Source organism: Flavonifractor sp. AGMB03687 (assembly GCF_017811815.1).
In the GTDB taxonomy this organism is placed as follows: Bacteria; Bacillota; Clostridia; order Oscillospirales; family Oscillospiraceae; genus Flavonifractor.
In genome coordinates, this window is record NZ_JADKZI010000002.1 from 410,010 (window position 1) to 429,738 (window position 19,729).

The following is a 19,729-nucleotide window of genomic DNA, read 5'->3' on the forward strand; positions in this document are numbered from 1 at the left end:
AGGCTGCCTGGTGCGGGAGCCCGGAGCGATCCGCAGCATGTCCGTCACGTTGGCACCTCCTCTCAACGGAGCCAGCATACCACAGGCGGGGCCGGTGTGTCAACTGGGAATTGACAATGTCACCAAACTGTGATGCCGCCGCGCCCGGTCTTTGCCGTGCCCTTGGCGGTCATGAGCCGATCGGCCATGGCGTAGATCATGGTGGTGGCGCAGCTGCCGTGGTTGAGCGCCCGGCGGACCCGGTCCAGGTCGCCGTACTTGCGCAGCAGCTCCACGGCGTAGACCTTGCGGAAGCTGTGGGGCCCCACGTTCTGGACCAGGCGGAACGCCTTGGCGGCCCGCTTCACGTCGTCCCACACGGCCTGCCGGGTCCTAGGCTTGGCTGGGTTGCGGCCCGGAAAGGCCCAGACCTCCCCGGCCTGGGCCTTGATGTCGCGCAGCAGGCCCGCAGGCAGGCCCACCTGCCTGCGCTTGCCTGTCTTGCGCTCCACCACCCAGAAATGGGGCGCAAGCTGCTGTGTCCGTAGGGCCAGCACGTCCCCCACCCGCAGGCCGGTGTGTAAACAGACCCGGCAGACCAGCCGGTTTGACGGCGTGAGGGCGGCCAGAACGTGGCCCACCTCCCGCTCCAACAGGTATCCTGTCCTCATACGTTCCTCCTTCTGCCCCCCGGAATCCGGGGGGCACTTTGCCGCCCCGCCCCGCCTGGGCCTCCTGGGCCCCAGGCTTTGGGAGGTCGGCTTCACTTTCCGAAAATTGTCAACTGCTCCTGATTCTCGAACTGGTGTTCGGGTGCTTTGGTCTGCCGCCCAGCGCTCCGCGCACAGGCGGACATAGCCCACGCAGCTGTGGACGGCGCACTGACCCCACCAGGGGCAGCGCAGCGCAGGTCCCATCCCTGCCACTGTGGTTCCTCCTCTCTTGCCACTGGCCGGGTCCGGACCAGGACGAAGGATAGCCCGGCCTCCGGCACGTCGAAGTGGTGGACCCCGCCCTCCGGGGCCAGGTCCACCGCCTCCCGGATGCTCACGTCGGCGAACTCCACCGCCGGGCGCTGGAGATCGCCTCCGGAGTAGTACCACCGCCCGCCGGGCTTGTCGCCCTGCTTGCCGATGTACTTGCAGACGTAGCCCACGGCGGCGTGGTAGTCGCCGTAGAGCTCGATGGCGGTGGTGAAGCCCAGGGACCAGGCGGGGAGATTGTAGACGGGATGCCCTTCCCTGTCCCTGTGGCCGCTGTCCACGGCCTTCACCGCGTCGTTAAAGAAGCCGTGGAAGTGGATGGCCCCGTCCTTGTGCCGTTCCGGCACCAGGACGTAGGCCAGGCCGTGGCGGCGCACCTGGTTGTCCAACCAGGTGTTGAGCCGCCGGGTGATGCTGGCCATGTCGTAGCGGTCCACCTTGGCCTGGTCCAGGGTGAGGGTGACAAACCAGCGGAAGGGGTTGGCCAGTGCCAGGTCCCGGACCTGGGCCCTGGCCCGGCGCAGGGAGCGGTCCAGGTTGTCCCGCTCCCTGACCTCCGGGGGTCTCTCGGGAGTCTCCTGGGCCCGCCTGCGGCGAGGCGGGCGCTCCCCGGCCCTCTCCCATCCCTGGGGATGGAAGATAGCCTGATCGCAGACCAGGACCTCCCTGGAGCCGTCTGGATAGGCCTTGACCCTGGCGGTATGACACAGGCCGCCCCGGCCAGAGCCGGACCGAGCCAGCAGCGCCAAAACGCTCATGGGGTTCTTGATGAAGTCGTCCATGGGTCTGGTGGGTGACGGAATACTGTCCCTGTATCAAGTAAGGGAGCCCGGCAGCGTGACCGCAGGGAGCCGGGTCCTGCCCCCCGTCGAGGGGGGCGGCCCCGGTTGTTCCGCCGCTGGTGAGCGGCGGAACTTCTTCGGTATGCTCGGCCTTGGCCCCCCTGCGCTCCGGTCGGCCCGCTGCGGGCTCGCTGCGGGGGTGCTCGCCCTTGGGCTGCTCCGGGCGGCCCTTCGCCCCGTCCGCGCCGCGCCGGTGCCCCCTCCCCGGGCCCCTGTCGGGCGGCCCGGCTATCGCCATAGGCCGCCGCGCCTTCCTCCCTCCGGGGGGCGCTGGGGGCGGCCTGCGGCCGCCCTTGACCGCCTCCCCCGGCCCGATCTTCGGACAGCAAGGGGCGGCGCGGTGGGGCCTGGGTCTTGACAACCTGGAACGTCTGTGCTACCATAGGTGATGCAGGGGCGTCCCGCTCTCCACCGCCAGCCGCAAGGCTGGACGTAGGCCATGGTGGAGGGCGGGCGCTTTCTTTTTGCCCTTCCCCCTCCCGTCCCCCCTCCCGTGGGAGGGGGGAGGCGCAGGGGCATGGGGCCGCGCTGCGGCCCCCGCTCCCGCCACGGGCGGGGACGAAAGAAGGGAGTACGGACCTGTCCGCACTCCCTGTCATCTGCACCTTGCCCCGCCTTGTACTCAACAAAACGGCAGTTTATTTTGTTGAGTTCGTAGTGGAGGCCCAGAGGGGTCCCCCCGGCGGCCCGGCCCTGGCCAAATTCCGGCCCTCCGACCACCGAGCGCTGCAACAAAATAAAAAACGCTGTTGTGTGATTTGCATTTGCAAACTCAACGATACCATTCCGCGCCGGCTTTGTCAATCCAACCGGCCGTCCTGGGACTCCAGCAGCGCTCGGGCCCGGCGGATCTTCCGGGCGGCGTTTTCCCGCCGCAGGCTGGGCCCGTTGAAGCAAACCGGCACACAGCGCTCCAGCACCCGGTCATGGATGCGTTCGTCGTCCCGGTCGGCGTGTTTCAGCTCTTCCAGGGTCAGATTCGTGGTGACGATCATGGGCCGCCCCGACAGATACCGCCGGTTGATGATCTCATAGACCTGCTCCCGGGCATACGGCGTCCGCCGCTCCACGCCGAAGTCGTCCAAAATCAGCAGCCCGCAGGTGGTCAAAACTTCCAGGTATCCGATGCGCTCCTCGCCGCTCATGCCGTACAGGTTGAGCAGCGCCTCGCCCAGGGTGATCAGGCGCACGCCCACCTCCCGCTCCACCAGAGCATTGGCGATGCAGGCGGCGGCGAAGGTCTTCCCCGTTCCCGCCGGGCCCCAGAACAGCAGGCCCATGTTCTCCTTGCGCATTTCAGGCCAGTGCTCCACGTACCGCCGGACGTACTCCAGCTGGGGCGTGCTGCCGTTGTCCTTGTCAAAGGTGCAGTCCATCAGCCCATGGGCCGAGCCGAAGACCCGCTTGCGCTTCTGATAGATGCGGTTTTCCCGCTCTTTTTCCATTGCCTGCCGCAGCAGTTCCTCCCGATCCACTTATAAACTCTCCTCCTCTTCATATTGATAAGAATGGTTGTTTTCTTTTTGTGGTTCCCTTAGGTTGTTAGGGGCCAATTTTTTAGCCGGGTCCCAGCAAACTTTTTGGCCGGGTCCAGGCTTATTTTTTGACCTCCCCACGGCTAAAAAAGCATCCTCGGGCAGGGATAAAAAAATTTGGCTGGCCTCTCCCCTCCTGGGTGTCATCCGCCGGATCAGGCCCGCCTCCTCCAGCTCCCGGAGCCTTACTTTAACCAAGGCAGTCCCCCTCCCCAGCGCCACCGCCAGCTTGGGAATGGGAAAGCGCACGTACACCCACCCCTCCTCATCCCACCAGCCGTTCTTCTGGGACAGGGTGGCCCGGTCCAGCAGAAGGCCGTAGAGCAGCAGAGCCGTCCCCGACAGGTCCAGCTCCAGCAGGGCCCTGGGCAGGGGCAGATAGTTAGTCAGCCCCCCTCCCCTGGCGTAGCGCACCAGCTTCATGGTCCTCCCCCCTTTCACCTATGGGGTGTTTGGGGGGATTTGTTGTATGTTTGGGTACACCCAAGGGCAAAAAATGCAAAAAAAGGCGGAGACACGGCATTTGCCGCGCCTCCGCGCTGTGTTATGTACTTACTGCACGCCGGTGAGGGCCCGCATGACGGTGTAGGTCTGCTGGTCCAGACCCTTCTTCATGGACAGGGCCTCATGGATGTCGTAGTCCACATAGGACTCGCCGTCCATGGCCACCACGCGGCAGGTCTTGCCCTCGGCCAGCAGCCGCACGGCCTCGTAGCCCATGTAGGTGGCGGCCACACGGTCCCGGAGGGAGGGCGCGCCGCCCCGCTGGACGTGGCCCAGAATGGTCACGCGGGTGTCCAGAGAGGTGGCCTCGTGGATGTGCTTGGCGATCTCATAGGCGCCGCCCTCCACACCCTCGGCCACGATGATCATGAAGTGGGTGCGCCCGGCCAGACGGGCCCGACGGATGGGCTCGATCAGGTCCTCCTCGTAGTTGACCACCTGCTCGGGCACCACCACGGCGGTGGCGCCGCAAGCCACGCCCACGTTGAGGGCCACATGGCCGGCGTGACGGCCCATGACCTCCACCACGGAGCAGCGCTCGTGGGACTGCATGGTGTCCCGCAGCTTGTCGATGGACTCCAGAGCGGTGTTGCAGGCGGTGTCAAAGCCGATGGTGTAGGTGGAGCAGGCGATGTCGTTGTCGATGGTGCCGGGGATGCCGATGACGCTCAGGCCCTTGTCGGCCAGGGTGAGCAGGCCCCGGAAGGTGCCGTCGCCGCCGATGCCCACCAGGGCGTCCAGACCCAGCAGCTTGCAGGTGGCGGCCGCCCGCTCCCGGCCCACCTCGGACTTGAAGTCCTCGCTGCGGGCGGAGTACAGCATGGTGCCGCCCCGGCGGGACAGACCGCTGACGCTGTCGAAGTCCAGGGGCACGAAGTCGCCGTTGATAAGGCCGTGATAACCACGGCGGATGCCGATACACTCAATACCCATATGAACGGCGGTACGAACCACCGAACGGATGGCTGCGTTCATGCCGGGGGCGTCTCCGCCGCTGGTAAATACGCCGATGCGCCGAACTGCCTTTTCCATGACAATTACCTCCTTGTGTTTCCCGAAACCTTGGTTATACCTTCAGCTCCGCGGTCTTGCCCTCCAGAGCGTGGGGATAGCGGGCCAGCACCGGCTCCACCTCTTCCTTGAGGAACTCCTCCACCTGCTCCGGGCAGCGGCCAATGTAGCGGCTGGGCTCCAGATGGGCGGTGAGCTCCTCCCGGCTGAGCATGGCGAAGGCCGGGTCGGCGGCGATGAGGTCGATCAGGTTGTTGGACAGGCCCAGGTCCTTCACGTTGGCGCCCGCCTGCTGGCTGAGCACCCGGATGCGCTCGTGGAGGTCCTGACGGTTGCCGCCCTTCTTGACGGCGTCCATCATGATGTTCTCGCTGGCCATGAAGGGCAGCTCCTCCAGCACGTGCTTCTCAATGACCTTCTCGTGGACCACCAGGCCGTCGGCCACGTTGGCGTAGATGTTGAGGATGGCGTCCACCGCCAGGAAGGCCTCGGGCACGCTGAGGCGCTTGTTGGCGGAGTCGTCCAGGGTGCGCTCAAACCACTGGCTGGCGGAGGTAATGGCGGGGTTGACCGCGTCGGCCATCACGTAGCGGGCCAGGGCGCAGATGCGCTCGCAGCGCATGGGGTTGCGCTTGTAGGGCATGGCGGAGGAACCGATCTGGTTCTTCTCAAAGGGCTCCTCCACCTCCTTCAGGTGGCAGAGCAGCCGCATATCGGTGGCAAACTTGCTGGCGGACTGGGCGATGCCGGACAGAGTGGAAACCACCTGATAGTCCACCTTCCGGGAGTAGGTCTGGCCGGACACGGGGGCGGTGGCGTCAAAGCCCATCTCGGCGGCGATCTTCTTGTCCAGCTCACGGCACTTGGCGTGGTCGCCGTCAAAGAGCTCCAGGAAGGAGGCCTGGGTGCCGGTGGTGCCCTTGCAGCCCAGCAGCTTCAGGTTGGCAATGCGGTACTCCACGTCGGCCAGGTCCAGCAGCAGCTCGTTCATCCACAGGGTGGCACGCTTGCCCACGGTGACCAGCTGAGCGGGCTGGAAGTGGGTGAAGCCCAGGGTGGGCAGGGCCTTGTACTGGCGGGCAAACTTGGCCAGCTTGTCCAGCACCCGCACCAGCTCGTCCCGGATGAGGTACAGGCCCTCCCGCATGAGGATCACGTCGGTGTTGTCGCCCACGTAGCAGCTGGTGGCGCCCAGGTGGATGATGGGCATGGCGTTGGGGCACACCTCGCCGTAGGTGTGGACGTGGGCCATGACGTCGTGGCGCAGCTTCTTTTCGTACTGGGCGGCCTTGTCGTAATCAATGTCGGTGAGATGGGCCTCCAGCTCGGCCACCTGCTCGGCGGTCACCGGCAGGCCCAGCTCCATCTCGGCCCGGGCCAGGGCGACCCACAGCCGCCGCCAGGTGGAGAACTTCTTGTCCGGAGAGAAGATGTACTGCATCTGGTCGCTGGCATAGCGGGAAGAAAGGGGACTTTCGTAACGGGCGTGATCCATGGCAAAAAACCTCTTTTTCGTAAAATCGACTCACTACAGTATACTATAAAATGGGCCCAGCGACAAGGAAAATTTCCGTGGCGGCAAAGGCTTGTCATCGTGGGGCGGCAGGTGTAAACTGGAACCAAACCCACACAAAGGAGGCATGAGCCATGCTCAGTGACTTTATCTTTCACACCGAACGGCGGACGGAGGCCGAGTGCAAGGCCCTGCTGAAGGTACGCCGGGGAGAGCTGGCCGCCCTACAGCACCGGCTGGACCAGGCGGGCCTGCCGGTGATCGTCCTTCTGGAGGGCTGGAGCGCCTCCGGCAAGGGCCGCACCATCCAGGCCCTCATCCGGGAGCTGGACCCCCGCTTTTTCAAGGTGATCAGCGTCAACTCCCCCACCGAGACGGAACAGCGCTGGCCCTTCCTCAAGCGCCACTTTGACCCCATCCCCGCCGCCGGCAAGGTGCTTTTTCTGGACACCGGTTGGATGGAGGAAACCGTCCAGGCCTACCTGCGGGGGGATCTGTCCGATGAGGAGTATGAGGCCCGGCTGCACTCCATCAACATCTTTGAGCGGCAGCTGGCCGCCGGGGGCTACCTGCTGGTCAAGCTTTTCCTTCACATCGATCCCGAGACCCAGAAGGAGCGGCTGGACAACCTGGCCGCCGACAAGGACACCGCCTGGCGGGCCACCGAGGCCGACCGGCGGCAGAACAAGAACTATCACAAGCAGATGGAGGTGTTCGACCGCTATCTGGCGGCTACCGATAAGCCCTGGGCTCCCTGGAAGGTCATCGACAGCACCCAGGCCGCCCAGGCCAATCTGGCGGCGGCGGACTGGCTCCACGATCAGATCTGCGCCGCCCTGAAGAATCGGCCCTCCCCCGTCCACCCGGAGTATCACTGGCCTCTGGCCCCCACCCTGCCCCTGGAGCAGGTGAAGCTGGACAAGGTGCTGGATGAGAGGGACTACCGCAAGCAGCTGAAGAAGTGCCGCAAGAAGCTAGCCGCCCTCCACAACGAGCTTTATCGCAAGAAGGTGCCGGTGGTCATCGTGTACGAGGGCTGGGACGCCGCCGGCAAGGGAGGCAACATCAAGCGGCTGGCCTCCGCTCTGGACCCCCGAGGGTATGAGGTCCTCCCCATCGCCGCCCCCACCAAGGACGAGCTGGCCCGCCACTACCTGTGGCGGTTCTGGACCCGGCTGCCCAAGACGGGGCACATCGCCATCTTCGACCGCAGCTGGTACGGCCGGGTGATGGTGGAGCGGCTGGAGGGCTTCTGCACCACCGACGACTGGCAGCGCGCCTACGACGAGATCAACGAGTTCGAGCAGGAACTAAGCAATTCCGGCATGGTGGTCATCAAATTCTGGGTGCAGATCGACAAGGACACCCAGCTGGAGCGGTTCAATGAGCGGCAGGCCGACCCGGCCAAGCAGTGGAAGATCACCGAGGAGGACTGGCGCAACCGGGACAAGTGGGACGCTTACCAGGTGGCGGTGGACGAGATGCTCCAGCGCACCAGCACCGCCTTCGCCCCCTGGCACATCCTGGAGTCGGTGGACAAGAAGTACGCCCGCATCAAGGCCATGAAGATCGTCATTGAGGCGCTGGAGCAGGCCCTGGACCGGCCGTAACGCCCTCGCCTCATACGCAAAAACCCGCCGCCGGGTACGCCCGGCGGCGGGTTTCTCTTATGCCTGATTCAGCAGGGCCATCAATTCGTCTTCGGTAAGCACCGGGATGCCCAGGTCGTTGGCCTTTTGCAGCTTGGACCCGGCGGCCTCCCCCGCCACCACATAGCTGGTCTTTTTGGACACCGAGCCGCTCACCTTGCCTCCCTGGGCCTCGATGAGGGCGGCGGCCTCCTTCCGGTCCATGGTGGGCAGGGTGCCGGTGAGCACGAAGGTCTTCCCCGCCAGCTTGTCTCCCACCGGGGCCTCGGTGCTGTCGAAGGACACCCCCGCCTGCCGCAGGGCCTCGATGAGGTGGCGGCTCTGCTCGTTGGCGAACCAGTCCAGCAGGCTTTTGGCGGTGATACCGCCGATGTCGGGCACGGCGGTCAGCGCCTCCTCCCCGGCGTTCATGAGGGCGTCCAGGGTACCGAACCGGGCGGCCAGCACCTTGCCCGCCTTCTGCCCCACCTGTCGGATGCCGAAGGCGAAGAGCAGCCGCCCCAGTCCGGCGGACTTGGATTTCTCGATGGCGGCCATCAGGTTTTCCGCGCTCTTCTTGCCCATCCGCTCCAGGGGCTCCACCTGGTCGGCGGTGAGGCTGTACAGATCGCCGGGGCCCTTCACCAGCCCCGCCCCCACCAGGCTCTCCACCACGGCGGGGCCCAGGCCCTCAATGTCCATGGCGTCCCGGCTGGCGAAGTGGACGATGTGCCGCAGCCGCTGGGCGGGGCACTCGGCGCCGGTGCAGCGGATGTGGGCCCCGTCCTCGTCCCGGGCCACCGGCGCGCCGCACACCGGACAGTGGTCGGGCAGATGGTAGGGCACGGTGCCCTCGGGCCGCTTGTCCTTGATGACCGACACAATCTCGGGGATGATCTCCCCCGCCTTCTGGACCAGCACCGTGTCACCGATGCGGATGTCCTTCTCGGTGATGAAGTCCTGATTGTGCAGGGTGGCATTGGTGACGGTGGTGCCCGCAAGGCGGACCGCCTTTACAACTGCCTTGGGTGTAAGGACGCCGGTCCGTCCCACCTGCACCACGATGTCCTCCACCACGCTCTCCTTCTGCTCGGGGGGATACTTGTAGGCGGCGGCCCACCGGGGGAATTTGGCGGTGGAACCCAGGGTGGTTCTGTCTGCAAGGTTATTTACCTTTACAACCGCTCCGTCAATGTCGAAGGGGAACTCCTCCCGGCCGTCCCCCAGGGCGGCGATGCGCTCGGACACCTCCTGAATGGTGGAACAGGTGTAATGGGGAATTACTTTAAAGCGCTGTTCCTGCAAGTATTCCAGGGTTTCGGTGTGGGTGGTGAAGGTCTTCCCTTCGGCCCACTGGATGTTGAACACACGGATATCCAGCTTGCGGGAGGCGGCGATTTTGGGGTCCAGCTGCCGGAGAGAACCGGCGGCGGCGTTGCGGGGGTTGGCGAAGAGAGCCTCGCCGTTGAGCTCCCGGTCGGCATTGAGCTGCTCAAAGCTCTTCTTGGGCATAAACACCTCGCCCCGGACGATGAGGGAGGGCAGGGCCTCGGGCAGCCGCAGGGGGATGGAGGGGATGGTCTTGAGATTCTCGGTCACGTCCTCCCCCACCTGGCCGTCGCCCCGGGTGGCACCCCGGACGAAGAGGCCGTTCTCGTACTCCAGCGCCACCGACAGGCCGTCCACCTTGGGCTCCACGTCGTACTCCACCCCGCCGGTGAGGGCATCCCGCACCCGCTGGTCAAAGTCGCCCAGCTCCTCAAAGGAGAACACGTCCTGGAGGCTCTCCAGGGGCACCCGGTGGTGGACCTCGGCAAAACCGTCGGCCACCTTGCCGCCCACCCGCTGGGTGGGAGAATCGGGGGTCACCAGCTCGGGGTGTTTGGCCTCCAGCTCCTCCAGGCGGCGCAGCTTGTGGTCAAAGTCGTAGTCGGACATGCTGGGGTTGTCCAGCACGTAGTACTCATAATTGGCCTGCTCCAGCTCCCGGCGCAGGTCGAGGATCTCCTGTTTTTCGTCCATGGCGGACCTCCACTTGGAATTTTCGGGTCAGTTTGGGGACCAGCTTGCCCAGCAGCAGGGCCACAAGCCCGCCCAGGAAGGCCCCCGTGGTGTTGAGGATCAGGTCGTCCACATCGGTGGAGCGGTTGACAAACAGCTGTAAAAACTCGATGGCCAAGGAGGCGCAGAAGCCCACGGCCAGCCCCTTCCACCACCGGGGCTTCCGCCACAGCAGGTTGGGAAAGAAGCCCACCGGCACGAAGATGAGGGCGTTGGCCACCACCATATAGAAGCCCCACTCCCCCAGTCTGTCTCCCCGGAACAGGGTGGGCGTCCAGCCGATGTACTGCACCGACTGGCTCAGGGGGGTAATGGGGAAAAAGGCCTGCTCGCCCCGGAAGGCGGCCTGCCAGTGGTAGAGCGTCCAAAAGGAGGACGGGAACACCGTCAGGGCGGCCAGACCGGCGCAGAAGAGCACGAACACAAAGAGGCCTACCTCCCGCACCGGGCCGCTTTTCAGCCCCCGGCGGTACAGGCCCTTCCTCCGGTGGGGCAGCAGGGCCAGAAAGCCCACTGCCCCAAGGGCCATACAGGGCAGCATCTGTTTGATATAATCCAGCGTGATCTCCAGATACCACAGCAAGGTTTCCATAAGACCGCCTCCTTTTCCCTTATCATACCACAGGAAAAAGGAGCCGTGTCTTACGCTTTTCTTACGAACCGGCGGCGGACAATCCCAGATAGGTCTGGGGCACCTCCCCCACCAGCAGGGTCTCAGCCACGCACACTTGGGCGGTGACGGAGGTCTCAGTGCGCCCACCGGGGATCAGGAGGGTCAGCTCCACCGTCACGTCCAGCATGATCTGGTGCAGCGTCTGGTTGATGCCCTGGGCGGTAAACTGGTTGGAGAACTCCGCCTTGGGCACCGCCGCCGTCAGCACCCCCACCGGCAGCACCGGCCCCCAGTCGGAGGCGGTGGCAAACCCGGTGAGACTGCCCAGCGGCACCCCCAGCTCCTGGGCATCCAGCCCCTCCACCTGTTCCAGAACCTGTTCTAATATCTGGGTGCGCAAGGAATTTAACTTGACAGAATCCACCGCCACCAGGCTCACCTTGCCGCTCTCGTCCCGCTCCACGGTGACCAGGTCAGCATAGGCCACCCCCTGGTCGGCCAGGGTGGAAGATACGGCGTCGTTGATGATGCCGGTGATTTTGTTCTCCGCCTGAACCGAGGCCAGGGTGGTAACGGCGGGCCGCAGGGCAGCGTCCACCATCCAGATCACCAGCAGGGCCAGACCGATCCCCACCGCCGCCGCCAGCAGCAAGCCGCTTCCCTGCCGCCGGCGGGCCGATCTGCGGCGGGGCAGATAGGTGCGCAGAGGCCGTCCCATATAGCCTCACCCCCTTCAGGGCAGGCTATGCGGGATAGGGATTGTCTTATGCCCGGAGCAGCTCCTCCACCGCCAGCATGACGCCGGCCTTGCCGCTCTCATAGGTCAGGCCGCCCTGGAAGTAGGCGGTGTAGGGCTCCCGCATGGGGGCGTCGCAGGACAGCTCGATGGAAGCGCCCTGGATGAAGGCGCCGGCGGCCATGATGACCGGGCAGTCGTAGCCCGGCATGTCCCAGGGCTCGGGGGTGACGTAGGAGTCCACGGGGGCGCCGAACTGGATGCCCTTGCAGAACTTCTTCAGAGGCTCGGGAGCGCCGAAGTGGACCATCTGAATGATGTCGTGGCGCACCGCGTCGGAGGCGGGCTCCACCTGGTAGCCCAGCAGCTCCATGATCCGGGCGGCAAAGACGGCAGTCTTCACAGCCTGGGCGGTGGTGTGGGGTGCAAGGAAAAGTCCTTGATAGAGGCTGCGGTTGGCCCCGAAGGTGGAGCCGCACTCCTTGCCGATGCCGGGGGTGGTGAGGCACATGGCGGCGCCCTCAATGAGGTCGTGGCGTCCGGCGATGTAGCCGCCGGTGGGGGCCAGACCGCCGCCGGGGTTCTTGATGAGGGAGCCCACCACCAGATCGGCCCCCACCTGGGTGGGCTCGATGGTTTCCACGAACTCGCCGTAGCAGTTGTCTACCAGCACGGCAGCGTTGGGGTTGTTGTCCTTGACCACGCGAGCCAATGCGCCGATCTCGGCCACCGACAGAGAAGCCCGGGTGGCGTAGCCACGGGAGCGCTGGATGAGCACCGCCTTCACCCGGGGGTCTTTGACGGCTTCCGCCAGCCCCACCGGGTCGGGAGCATTGTCAACCAGATCTACTTGCCGATACTCGATGCCGTAGCTCTTCAGGGAGCCGGGGCCCTTGTCCACCACGCCGATGACGCCCAGCATGGTGTCGTAGGGAGCGCCCACGGCAGACACCAGGATGTCGCCGGGTTTGAGGGCGCCGAAGAGGGCGCAGGAGATGGCGTGGGTGCCGTTGACGAACTGCACCCGCACCAGGGCGTCCTCGGTGTGGAAGAGGTCGGCGAAGATCAGGTCCAGGGTATCCCGGCCCAGATCGTCATAGCCGTAGCCGGTGGTACCGGCGAAGTGGGCCTCGGCCACCCGGTGCTTCTGGAAGGCGGCCAGCACTTTTTGGGTGTTCTCCTCGGCAATGGCATCGATGCGGGCGAACTGCTCCGACAGGTCTGCCTGGGCCTGGGCCGCCAGGGCTTTTACTTTGTCGCTGATCTGTAAAGACATTTTCCTTGATCCATCCTGTTCTATCTGTGTTTGTGGGTTTGATAGGCGGATCTCAGACCCGCTATTCTATGCTGTAAGATCCTTTGCCAATAAGCTGTAGAGATAGTCATCCCACAGCACACCGTTCCATGGGTGGTGCTGCCGAAGCACCCCATCCCGCTGGAACCCGGTCCGCTCCAGCAGCCGGACAGAGGACTGATTGAATGCGCCGGTCTGGGCGTACACCTTGTTCAGCCCGAAGGTTTGGAACAAGCAGGCACAAAAGGCGTTAAGTGCTTTCGCCATACACCCGTTGCCCCGGTAAGCTGGAGCCAGATAGTAGCCCAATTCCGCGCTGCCGTTTCGGGGGTTGTAGTCTCCGGCAGTCAGCTTTCCGATGGGCTCATCCTGCTCCGGTAAATAGAGCCCGGCGATCAGCAGGGTACGCTGGGACAGCGCCGTCTGGTACTGCTCCAGCAGTTCCTCGTCGGTCCGCGTGCGTACGGGGCGGCAGGTGACCCGCTGGAAGTCCTCTTCCTCCTCCATGCGCCGCAGCCTGACCAGATCCGCGGGGCAGATCCGGTCAAGCCGCAGAGCGTCAGACCTCAGAGGAAGGTATTCCAGCGCCGGAAAGGGCTCCATTATCCCTCCAGCTTGGCCTGGGCGAAGGCGGCAGTCAGAGCCGCGCAGGCCTCGATGTCGTCCAGGTCGGCCATCTCCATGGGGGTGTGGATATACCGGGAGGCCACCGAGATGCCGCCGGTGTACACACCGGCACGGCTCTGGTGGATGGCGCCGGCGTCGGTGCCGCCGAAGCGGAGCACGTCCATCTGGAAAGGAATATTCCTTGCCTGTGCCAGTTCTTTCAGCTGGTCCACCACCACGGGGTGGCAAATGACAGAGCTGTCCATGACTTTGATGGCGGCGCCCTTCCCCGCCACACTGGAGCACTCGTGGGGGGCGTCGGGGATGTCGTCGGAGTCGGTCACGTCCACGGCGATGCCGTAGTCGGGGTCGATGCCGTAGGCGGCGGTGCGGGCGCCCCGCAGGCCCACCTCCTCCTGGACGGTGAAGACGAAGTACAGGTCGTTGTCGCTGCGCTTGATGCGCTCCAGGGCGGAGAGCAGGATGACGCAGGCGATGCGGTCGTCCAGATAGGGGGAGAACAGCTTACGGCCGCTGACGAAGGGCACGGTGTCAAACACGGCCATGTCCCCCACCTGCACCATGGTGCTGGCTTCGGCCCGATCCTTTGCGCCGACATCGATGTAAAGGTGATCCAGTTTCCAGTCCTTGGGCTCCACTTTGCCCTGAGCGGCGATGACGCCCCGGGTGCCGTTGGCGAACCGGACGGGGGTGCCGGGCAGGTCGTGGGCGGACAGGCCGCCCACCTGGCCGAAGCGGAGATAGCCCTGCTCATCGATGTGGGTGACGATGCAGCCGATGGAGTCCATGTGGGCGGCAAACATCACCTTGGGGCCGCTCCCCTTCTTGTGGCAGATCAGGTTGCCCAGGGCATCGGTGGTGATCTCGTCCACGTAGGGCCGGGCCAGCTCGGCGATGGCGGCGGCCACCTGGCTCTCACAGCCGGAGGGGCCGTGGCAGGCGTTGAGCTTCTGCATGATCGCTAAGATATCCATATCGGTCAGTCCTCCTTGGACATTTGAGTGATAAAAGCCCGGGTCAGCTTGAGCACCGCCTCGATATCGGCGGCGTTGGCCAGGGTGGCGGGGGTGTGGGGATAGCGCACCGGGGCGGCGATGACCGCCGTGCGCACGCCGGAAACGGCCCGCTGTACCGCCATGGCGTCGCCGGAGCCGGTGGTGGCCTCCCGCAGCTGCCAGGGGATGTCCCCCTCCTCTGCCAGGCTCCGCAGGGTCTCAAAGAGCTTCCGGTCCACGATGACTCCCTTATCCATGACGGGGAGCACCGCGCCCTTGCCCAGGGCGCAGGCCTTCTTGTGGGCGGGCACCCCGGCCAGATCGGCGGCGGGAGCGCCCTCCAGCACCAGAGCGATCTCCGGCTTCACGGAGAAGGCGGCGCCGAAGGCACCTCTGGCCCCCACCTCCTTCTGGGCGGTAAAGACGAAGGTGCAGTCCATGGGCAGCTCCTCCCGCATGAGCCACAGCAGCACGGCGCAGCCGATGCGGCTATCCAGGGCGCGGCCCTTCAACAGGCCGGGGACAGGCTCCTCCGGCGGGCTGTCAAAGGCGGCCACGTCGCCCAGGTTCACCAGCTTGGCGGCCTCCTCCTTGTTCTTGGCGCCGATGTCCAGATAAAATTCGTCCAGCTTGGGGACGTTCTTCTCCTCGTCCCGGCTCACCAGGTGGTAGGCCTTCATGCCCACCACGGCGGGGATCTGACGGGGACCCACCAGCATCCGCTTGCCCAGCAGCACCCGGCGGTCCACAGAGCCCACAGCAGAGAACTTCAGGTAACCCTCGTCGGTGATGGCGCGCACCATCAGGCCTACCTCATCCATGTGGGCGGTGAGCAGCAGCTTGTTGCCGGTGGCCTTGGTGCCCTCCTTGAAGGCGATGACGTTGCCCATGGTGTCCACCCGCAGCTCAGTGGCGTACTGACCGGCCACCTCCATGACACAGTCCCGCACCTGGTCCTCCCAGCTGGCCACGCCGGGCAGGGAGCACAGTCGTCTCAGCAGTTCCTTCACAGCTGACCCTCCTTTCCCAGATCCTCCACAAAGGCGGCCAGCAGAGCCGCGGTGTGCTCCAGATCGGTGAGGGAGAGCACCTCAATGGGGCTGTGCATGTATTTCAGGGGCAGAGAGAGCACCGCCGTAGCCACGCCCTCCCGGCTGATCTGCATCTCCCAGCCGTTGGTGCCGGTGTGACCGCTCATGACCTCCTGCTGGAAAGGAATTTCCCTTTCCTTTGCTTTATCCAGAAACCTTTGAGTCATCCAGCGGGCCATATTGGGGCCCACGCCGATGGCAGGGCCACCTCCCAGCACGAAGGTCTTGTCAGCGGGGCCGTCGGGGGTGCGGCCGTGGGTCACGTCCACGGCCACGCAGCAGTCGGGCTGCACCGCCCAGGTGCCCACGGTGGCGCCCACCCCGGAGACCTCCTCCCGGGTGGAGCCCATGACGTACACGTCCACGTCCAGAGCCTTGTCCTTCAGCAGCTCCAGGCAGCGCAGCAGAATGGCGAAGCAGGAGCGGTCGTCCATGGCCTTGCCGCACATCTGGTCCTCCCCCAGGGAGAAGCAGGAGCCCCGGTACACCATGGGGGTGCCCAGCAGCGTTTCGGCCTGCGCCTGGGTCAGACCGGCGTCCACCACCAGCTCGGGGATGGGCACGGCCTTGCTCTCATCGTCCTGCAGGGGGTTGGGCGCGGCCACGATGCCGGTCATAGGGGGATTGGTCAGGATGGTCACTTCCCGGCCGGGCAGCATCCGGGGGTCCACGCCGCCGATGGTGGAGAAGCGGAGATAGCCCTCCTCGGCACCGGTGACGATGAGGCCGATCTCGTCCAGATGGGCGTCCAGCAGGATCTTTTTGGCCCCGGGCTTGCCGCAGCGGCGCACGCCGATGAGGTTGCCCATGCGGTCGATGGAGACCTCATCCGCCAGGGGCTCCAGCAGGGCACGGGCGGCCTGGGCCGCCGGGGCCTCGAAGCCGGAGGGCGCTGTGCAGCCGCACAGGGTCTCCAGTACATGTTTCATATCCAAAGGTAATTCCTCCTTATGAGGGTGTTGTTAGGCCAGCTCGTAGATGATCTTCTTGAAGGCGGCGCCCCGCTCCATGAAGTTCTTGAACTTGTCGAAGGAGGCGCAGGCCGGGGACAGGATGACCACGTCGCCGGGGCCCGCGGCCTTGTGGGCGGCCAGCACCGCCTCGGTAAAGTCGTCGATGACGTGGATGGGCAGCGCGTCCGGGCTGTAATCCGGGGCGGCCTCCACCGCAGCTTTGATCTTCTGGGCGGTGTCGCCTGTAAGGAATAATTCCTTTACATGGTCTGTCACCTCAGGGCCCAGCACGTCAAAGGGGATGTGCTTGTCGTAGCCGCCGGCGATGAGGATCACCTTCTGGTGGAAGGAGCGCAGACCGGCGATGGTACGGGAGGGGCTGGAGGCGATGGAGTCGTTGTAGTACTTCACGCCGCCCAGGGTACGCACCAGCTCGATGCGGTGCTCCACCCCGGCGAATTTCTGGGCGAAGGTGCGCACCACCGAGTCGGGCACGATGCCGTCCAGGGCGGTGATGGCGGCCATGTAGTTCTCCACGTTGTGGGTGCCGGGCAGCAGGATGTCGGCCACCGGCAGCACCGGGCGCTCGTGCATCTCGTTGCGTACCCAGATGACGCCATCCCGCAGGAAAGCGCCCCGGGCGGGCTGAGACACCCGGCTGAACAGGGCCACCCGGCCCTGGGCCTCCCCGGCGAAGCTGCGGGTGATGTCGTTGTCGGCGTTGACCACCAGCAGGCCCTTCTCGTCCTGGTGGAGGAAGATGTTCTTCTTGGCGTCGATGTATTCCTCCATGGACTTGTGGACGTCCAGGTGGTTGGGGGCCAGGTTGGTGACCACGGCGATGTCGGGGCTCTGATCCATGGTCATAAGCTGGAAGGAGGACAGCTCCAGCACGGCGATGTCCCCCGGCTCCATGCCGTCCACGTCGGGCAGCAGGGGCTTGCCGATGTTGCCGCCCACGTAGACGGTCTCACCGGCGGCCTTGAGCAGCTCGGCGATGATGGTGGTGGTGGTGGTCTTACCGTCGCTGCCGGTGACGGCCACGGTGCGGCAGGGGCAGACCTGGAAGAAGACCTCCATCTCGGAGGTGAGGATGGCACCCTTCTGCTGGGCAGCCACCAGCTGGGGCAGGTCGGGCCGCATGCCGGGGGTGCGGAAGATGACCTCAAAGTCCAGGTCCTCCAGATAGTCCTCTCCCAGCTTCAGCTTGGCGCCCAGGCTCTCCAGCTCATCGGCCAGACCGGCAAAGGAATTCATGGGTTTCTTGTCGCAGGCGGTGACCTTGATGCCGGCCCGCAGCAGCATTTTGATGAGGGGCGTATTGGACACGCCGATGCCGATGACGGCCACCCGCTTGCCCTTCAGCCCCGCCAGGTATTCCTGTATGGTGGAACGCTTCATGACAGTTCCTCCCTTTTCATAGTTTAACCAATTTATTATATCCCACCGGAAGAGAAAATGCAAACACTGACCGCTTTTGATTTGACAATCCTGCAAAGATAGCGTAAAATAGTCGGGCAAGCAAGCTGGACAGCCGCGCCTGCGGGGCGAAAGGCCCGCGGGTGAGGAAAGTCCGGGCTCCATAGGGCAAGGATAACGGATAACATCCGCCGGGGGCGACCCTAGGAAAAGTGCAACAGAGATATACCGCCTTGGTTCCCCTCTAATGGGGCCCCCGCGAAAGCGTTTGCTTTCGTGGGGAGAGGAGGCACAGCGGAAGGAGCGAGCTTTACCCCTCGGGGTAAAGCGAGTGATCGGAAGCTTGTGCCGACGAGGTAAGGGTGGAAAGGCGAGGTAAGAGCTCACCCGATGGCGTGCCAAGCGTCCATCGCTGTAAACTCTATCCGGAGCAACGCCGTGGAGGGACACATAGGCCGGCCCGGCCGTCCCGGGGAGGCGGCTTGAGCGTACCGGCAACGGTGCGTCGAGATAGATGGCTGTCTTAAAGGACAGAACCCGGCTTACAGGCTTACTTGCAGATACGACGGACCGGAGCGGACAGCTCCGGTCCGTCTTTTTTTTGCAAAATCCCTTGACTCTTCCCTTACGTCAGATGGTAAACTGTCCTTACCCAAGGAGGGATGGCCCATGAAAATGAAGGAAGTATGCGCCCAGACCGGTCTGACAGAGCGGGCGGTTCGGTTCTATGTGCAGGAAAAACTGGTGGTTCCCCTGGCCCAGCGGAGGGGCGGGCGGACCTGGCTGGACTTCTCCCCTGCCGACGTGGACCGGCTGAAAGCCATCTCCACCCTGCGGAAGGCGGGCTTCACCCTGGAGGAGATCCGCGCCATGATCGAGGATTTTCAGAAGAACGCCTCCGGGGCGGCCTTTGCTCTTCGCCAGCGGCTCCAGGCGGCCATAGAAGCCTATGACAAGCTGCGCTTCACCGACACCACCCAGGCCAACGGCCTGGAGGATTACGCCGAGCTGCTGGAGCGGGAGGTCAAGGGCCGTCCCATCCCGGAGTCCGACCGGGTCCACGGAAATCCGGAGGGCTGGCTGACCGGCGTGGAGTCCTTCTGCATGGTGTGGGCGGTATATTTCATGTTCCGGCTTTACGTCTTTTTGCTGGATCACTTCTCCGATTACTCCGCCCTGCTACAAGCCGCTGCCTGGAATCCGCTGGTTTTTGTCCTGCTCTTTGTCGTGATTCCCCTGCCCATTGCCCTGGTGGTGGGCAGCAAACTGGGCAAATGGTTCTACCGGCACGTTGAATATGTACCATAAGGGATCCTTATCCTTACCTTAAGATTCGATAAGAGAAATTGACAGCTCCGTTCCCGTTGGCTATACTGTGCCCATCCAAGGGACAACGGACCACGCAATTTTGCAGGCAGCGTCCTCCGGGGCGCTGCCTGTTCTTTTGTTGAAGGTTAGGCAATTCTAACCAAATGGGTTTCCAGTCCGTTCGGTCCCCTGCTGTATGTCCAGAAAAGGGGGTGACCGATGCCGATCCCAGCGCTTTGAGAGGTGGATGGAATGCAAAATCGACCGGAAGGAGTACAACACATGCAACGCAAAACACACAAACACCGTCTTCTGCCCGCGACTCTGTCGCTGGCCATGGTACTGACTATGGTTCCCGCCCATGCGGCGGCGGCCGGTCAGCAGCCTCCCGTCCCCGCGACCACGGTCAACAGCGATCTGTTCAGCCACGCCTTCAAGCTGGACTTCGGCTACCAGAGCTCCAGCTGGCTGGAGCGCATCACCGGCCTCTGGGTGGACGGGATGCCCTACGAGAAGGTGAGCAGCACCATCTATCTCAAAACCGGCACCTATGTGGTGCAGCCCAGTGATGGCCGCATCGTGCTGCCCCCCGGCCTCACCGGGGCGGTCAAGTGCGTGGTCCGGGCCGACGGCTAAG

18 protein-coding genes and 1 other RNA gene are annotated in these 19,729 nt (G+C 64.5%); 4 read left to right on the plus strand and 15 right to left on the minus strand.

Going from position 1 to position 19,729, the window contains the following annotated elements; translation table 11 throughout:
* Window positions 1–119: 119 nt before the first annotated feature.
* The 6 genes from J9789_RS05455 to purB all read right to left on the minus strand — a co-directional run bounded on the left by J9789_RS05455 (window position 120) and on the right by purB (window position 6,349).
* Window positions 120–650 (minus strand): tyrosine-type recombinase/integrase, encoded by a 531-nt coding sequence (locus J9789_RS05455; protein ID WP_209343319.1) that lies wholly within the window; start codon window positions 648–650, stop codon window positions 120–122.
* Between the two features lie 92 nt (window positions 651–742).
* Window positions 743–1,744 (minus strand): hypothetical protein, encoded by a 1,002-nt coding sequence (locus J9789_RS05460; protein WP_209343321.1) that lies wholly within the window; start codon window positions 1,742–1,744, stop codon window positions 743–745.
* Window positions 1,745–2,604: 860 nt separating this feature from the next.
* Complete coding sequence (locus J9789_RS05465) at window positions 2,605–3,279, minus strand: ATP-binding protein (RefSeq protein ID WP_209343323.1); 675 nt, start codon at window positions 3,277–3,279, stop codon at window positions 2,605–2,607.
* Window positions 3,280–3,762 carry a replication initiator protein A gene (locus tag J9789_RS05470; protein WP_209343325.1) on the minus strand — a complete coding sequence of 161 codons (483 nt, stop codon included), beginning with the start codon at window positions 3,760–3,762 and terminating at the stop codon, window positions 3,280–3,282.
* Between the two features lie 129 nt (window positions 3,763–3,891).
* Entirely contained in the window at window positions 3,892–4,875 is a 984-nt protein-coding gene (locus tag J9789_RS05475; protein WP_209343327.1) for an ATP-dependent 6-phosphofructokinase, read from the minus strand.
* A 34-nt stretch (window positions 4,876–4,909) separates the two neighbouring features.
* Entirely contained in the window at window positions 4,910–6,349 is a 1,440-nt protein-coding gene (gene purB / locus J9789_RS05480) for an adenylosuccinate lyase (protein WP_209343329.1), read from the minus strand.
* A gap of 152 nt (window positions 6,350–6,501) precedes the next feature.
* Between purB and pap the strand changes: the two genes are divergently transcribed.
* Complete coding sequence (gene pap, locus J9789_RS05485) at window positions 6,502–7,977, plus strand: polyphosphate:AMP phosphotransferase (RefSeq protein WP_209343331.1); 1,476 nt, start codon at window positions 6,502–6,504, stop codon at window positions 7,975–7,977.
* A gap of 57 nt (window positions 7,978–8,034) precedes the next feature.
* Here pap and ligA read toward each other — a convergent pair whose 3' ends face one another.
* The 9 genes from ligA to murD all read right to left on the minus strand — a co-directional run bounded on the left by ligA (window position 8,035) and on the right by murD (window position 17,766).
* Window positions 8,035–10,017: an NAD-dependent DNA ligase LigA gene (gene ligA / locus J9789_RS05490; protein ID WP_209343332.1), complete on the minus strand. Its 1,983-nt coding sequence runs from the start codon at window positions 10,015–10,017 to the stop codon at window positions 8,035–8,037.
* Window positions 9,959–10,648, minus strand: coding sequence for a VanZ family protein (locus J9789_RS05495; protein ID WP_209343334.1), 690 nt, complete (start codon window positions 10,646–10,648; stop codon window positions 9,959–9,961). Before J9789_RS05495 ends, ligA begins: the two co-directional genes overlap by 59 nt.
* Window positions 10,649–10,709: 61 nt before the next feature.
* Window positions 10,710–11,387, minus strand: coding sequence for a sporulation protein YunB (gene yunB / locus J9789_RS05500; RefSeq protein ID WP_209343343.1), 678 nt, complete (start codon window positions 11,385–11,387; stop codon window positions 10,710–10,712).
* A 46-nt stretch (window positions 11,388–11,433) separates the two neighbouring features.
* Complete coding sequence (locus J9789_RS05505; RefSeq protein WP_209343344.1) at window positions 11,434–12,681, minus strand: methionine gamma-lyase family protein; 1,248 nt, start codon at window positions 12,679–12,681, stop codon at window positions 11,434–11,436.
* Between the two features lie 66 nt (window positions 12,682–12,747).
* Entirely contained in the window at window positions 12,748–13,302 is a 555-nt protein-coding gene (locus tag J9789_RS05510) for a GNAT family protein (protein ID WP_209343346.1), read from the minus strand.
* On the minus strand, window positions 13,302–14,300 hold the full coding sequence (locus J9789_RS05515; protein WP_209343348.1) for a M42 family metallopeptidase: 999 nt from the start codon (window positions 14,298–14,300) through the stop codon (window positions 13,302–13,304). The genes J9789_RS05510 and J9789_RS05515 overlap by 1 nt, the downstream gene beginning before the upstream one ends.
* A 5-nt stretch (window positions 14,301–14,305) precedes the next feature.
* Window positions 14,306–15,331 (minus strand): M42 family peptidase, encoded by a 1,026-nt coding sequence (locus tag J9789_RS05520; protein ID WP_209343350.1) that lies wholly within the window; start codon window positions 15,329–15,331, stop codon window positions 14,306–14,308.
* Window positions 15,328–16,341, minus strand: a complete 1,014-nt coding sequence (locus J9789_RS05525) for a M42 family peptidase (RefSeq protein ID WP_209343357.1) — start codon at window positions 16,339–16,341, stop codon at window positions 15,328–15,330. Before J9789_RS05525 ends, J9789_RS05520 begins: the two co-directional genes overlap by 4 nt.
* Window positions 16,342–16,374: 33 nt before the next feature.
* Complete coding sequence (gene murD / locus J9789_RS05530; RefSeq protein ID WP_209343365.1) at window positions 16,375–17,766, minus strand: UDP-N-acetylmuramoyl-L-alanine--D-glutamate ligase; 1,392 nt, start codon at window positions 17,764–17,766, stop codon at window positions 16,375–16,377.
* 117 nt (window positions 17,767–17,883) lie between these two features.
* Here murD and rnpB point away from each other — a divergent pair.
* The 3 genes from rnpB to J9789_RS05545 all read left to right on the plus strand — a co-directional run bounded on the left by rnpB (window position 17,884) and on the right by J9789_RS05545 (window position 19,728).
* Window positions 17,884–18,345, plus strand: an RNA gene (gene rnpB / locus J9789_RS05535) — RNase P RNA component class A.
* A gap of 108 nt (window positions 18,346–18,453) precedes the next feature.
* Window positions 18,454–19,092 (plus strand): MerR family transcriptional regulator, encoded by a 639-nt coding sequence (locus J9789_RS05540; RefSeq protein WP_209343366.1) that lies wholly within the window; start codon window positions 18,454–18,456, stop codon window positions 19,090–19,092.
* A 282-nt stretch (window positions 19,093–19,374) separates the two neighbouring features.
* Complete coding sequence (locus J9789_RS05545) at window positions 19,375–19,728, plus strand: hypothetical protein (RefSeq protein WP_209343368.1); 354 nt, start codon at window positions 19,375–19,377, stop codon at window positions 19,726–19,728.
* Window position 19,729: the final 1 nt, after the last annotated feature.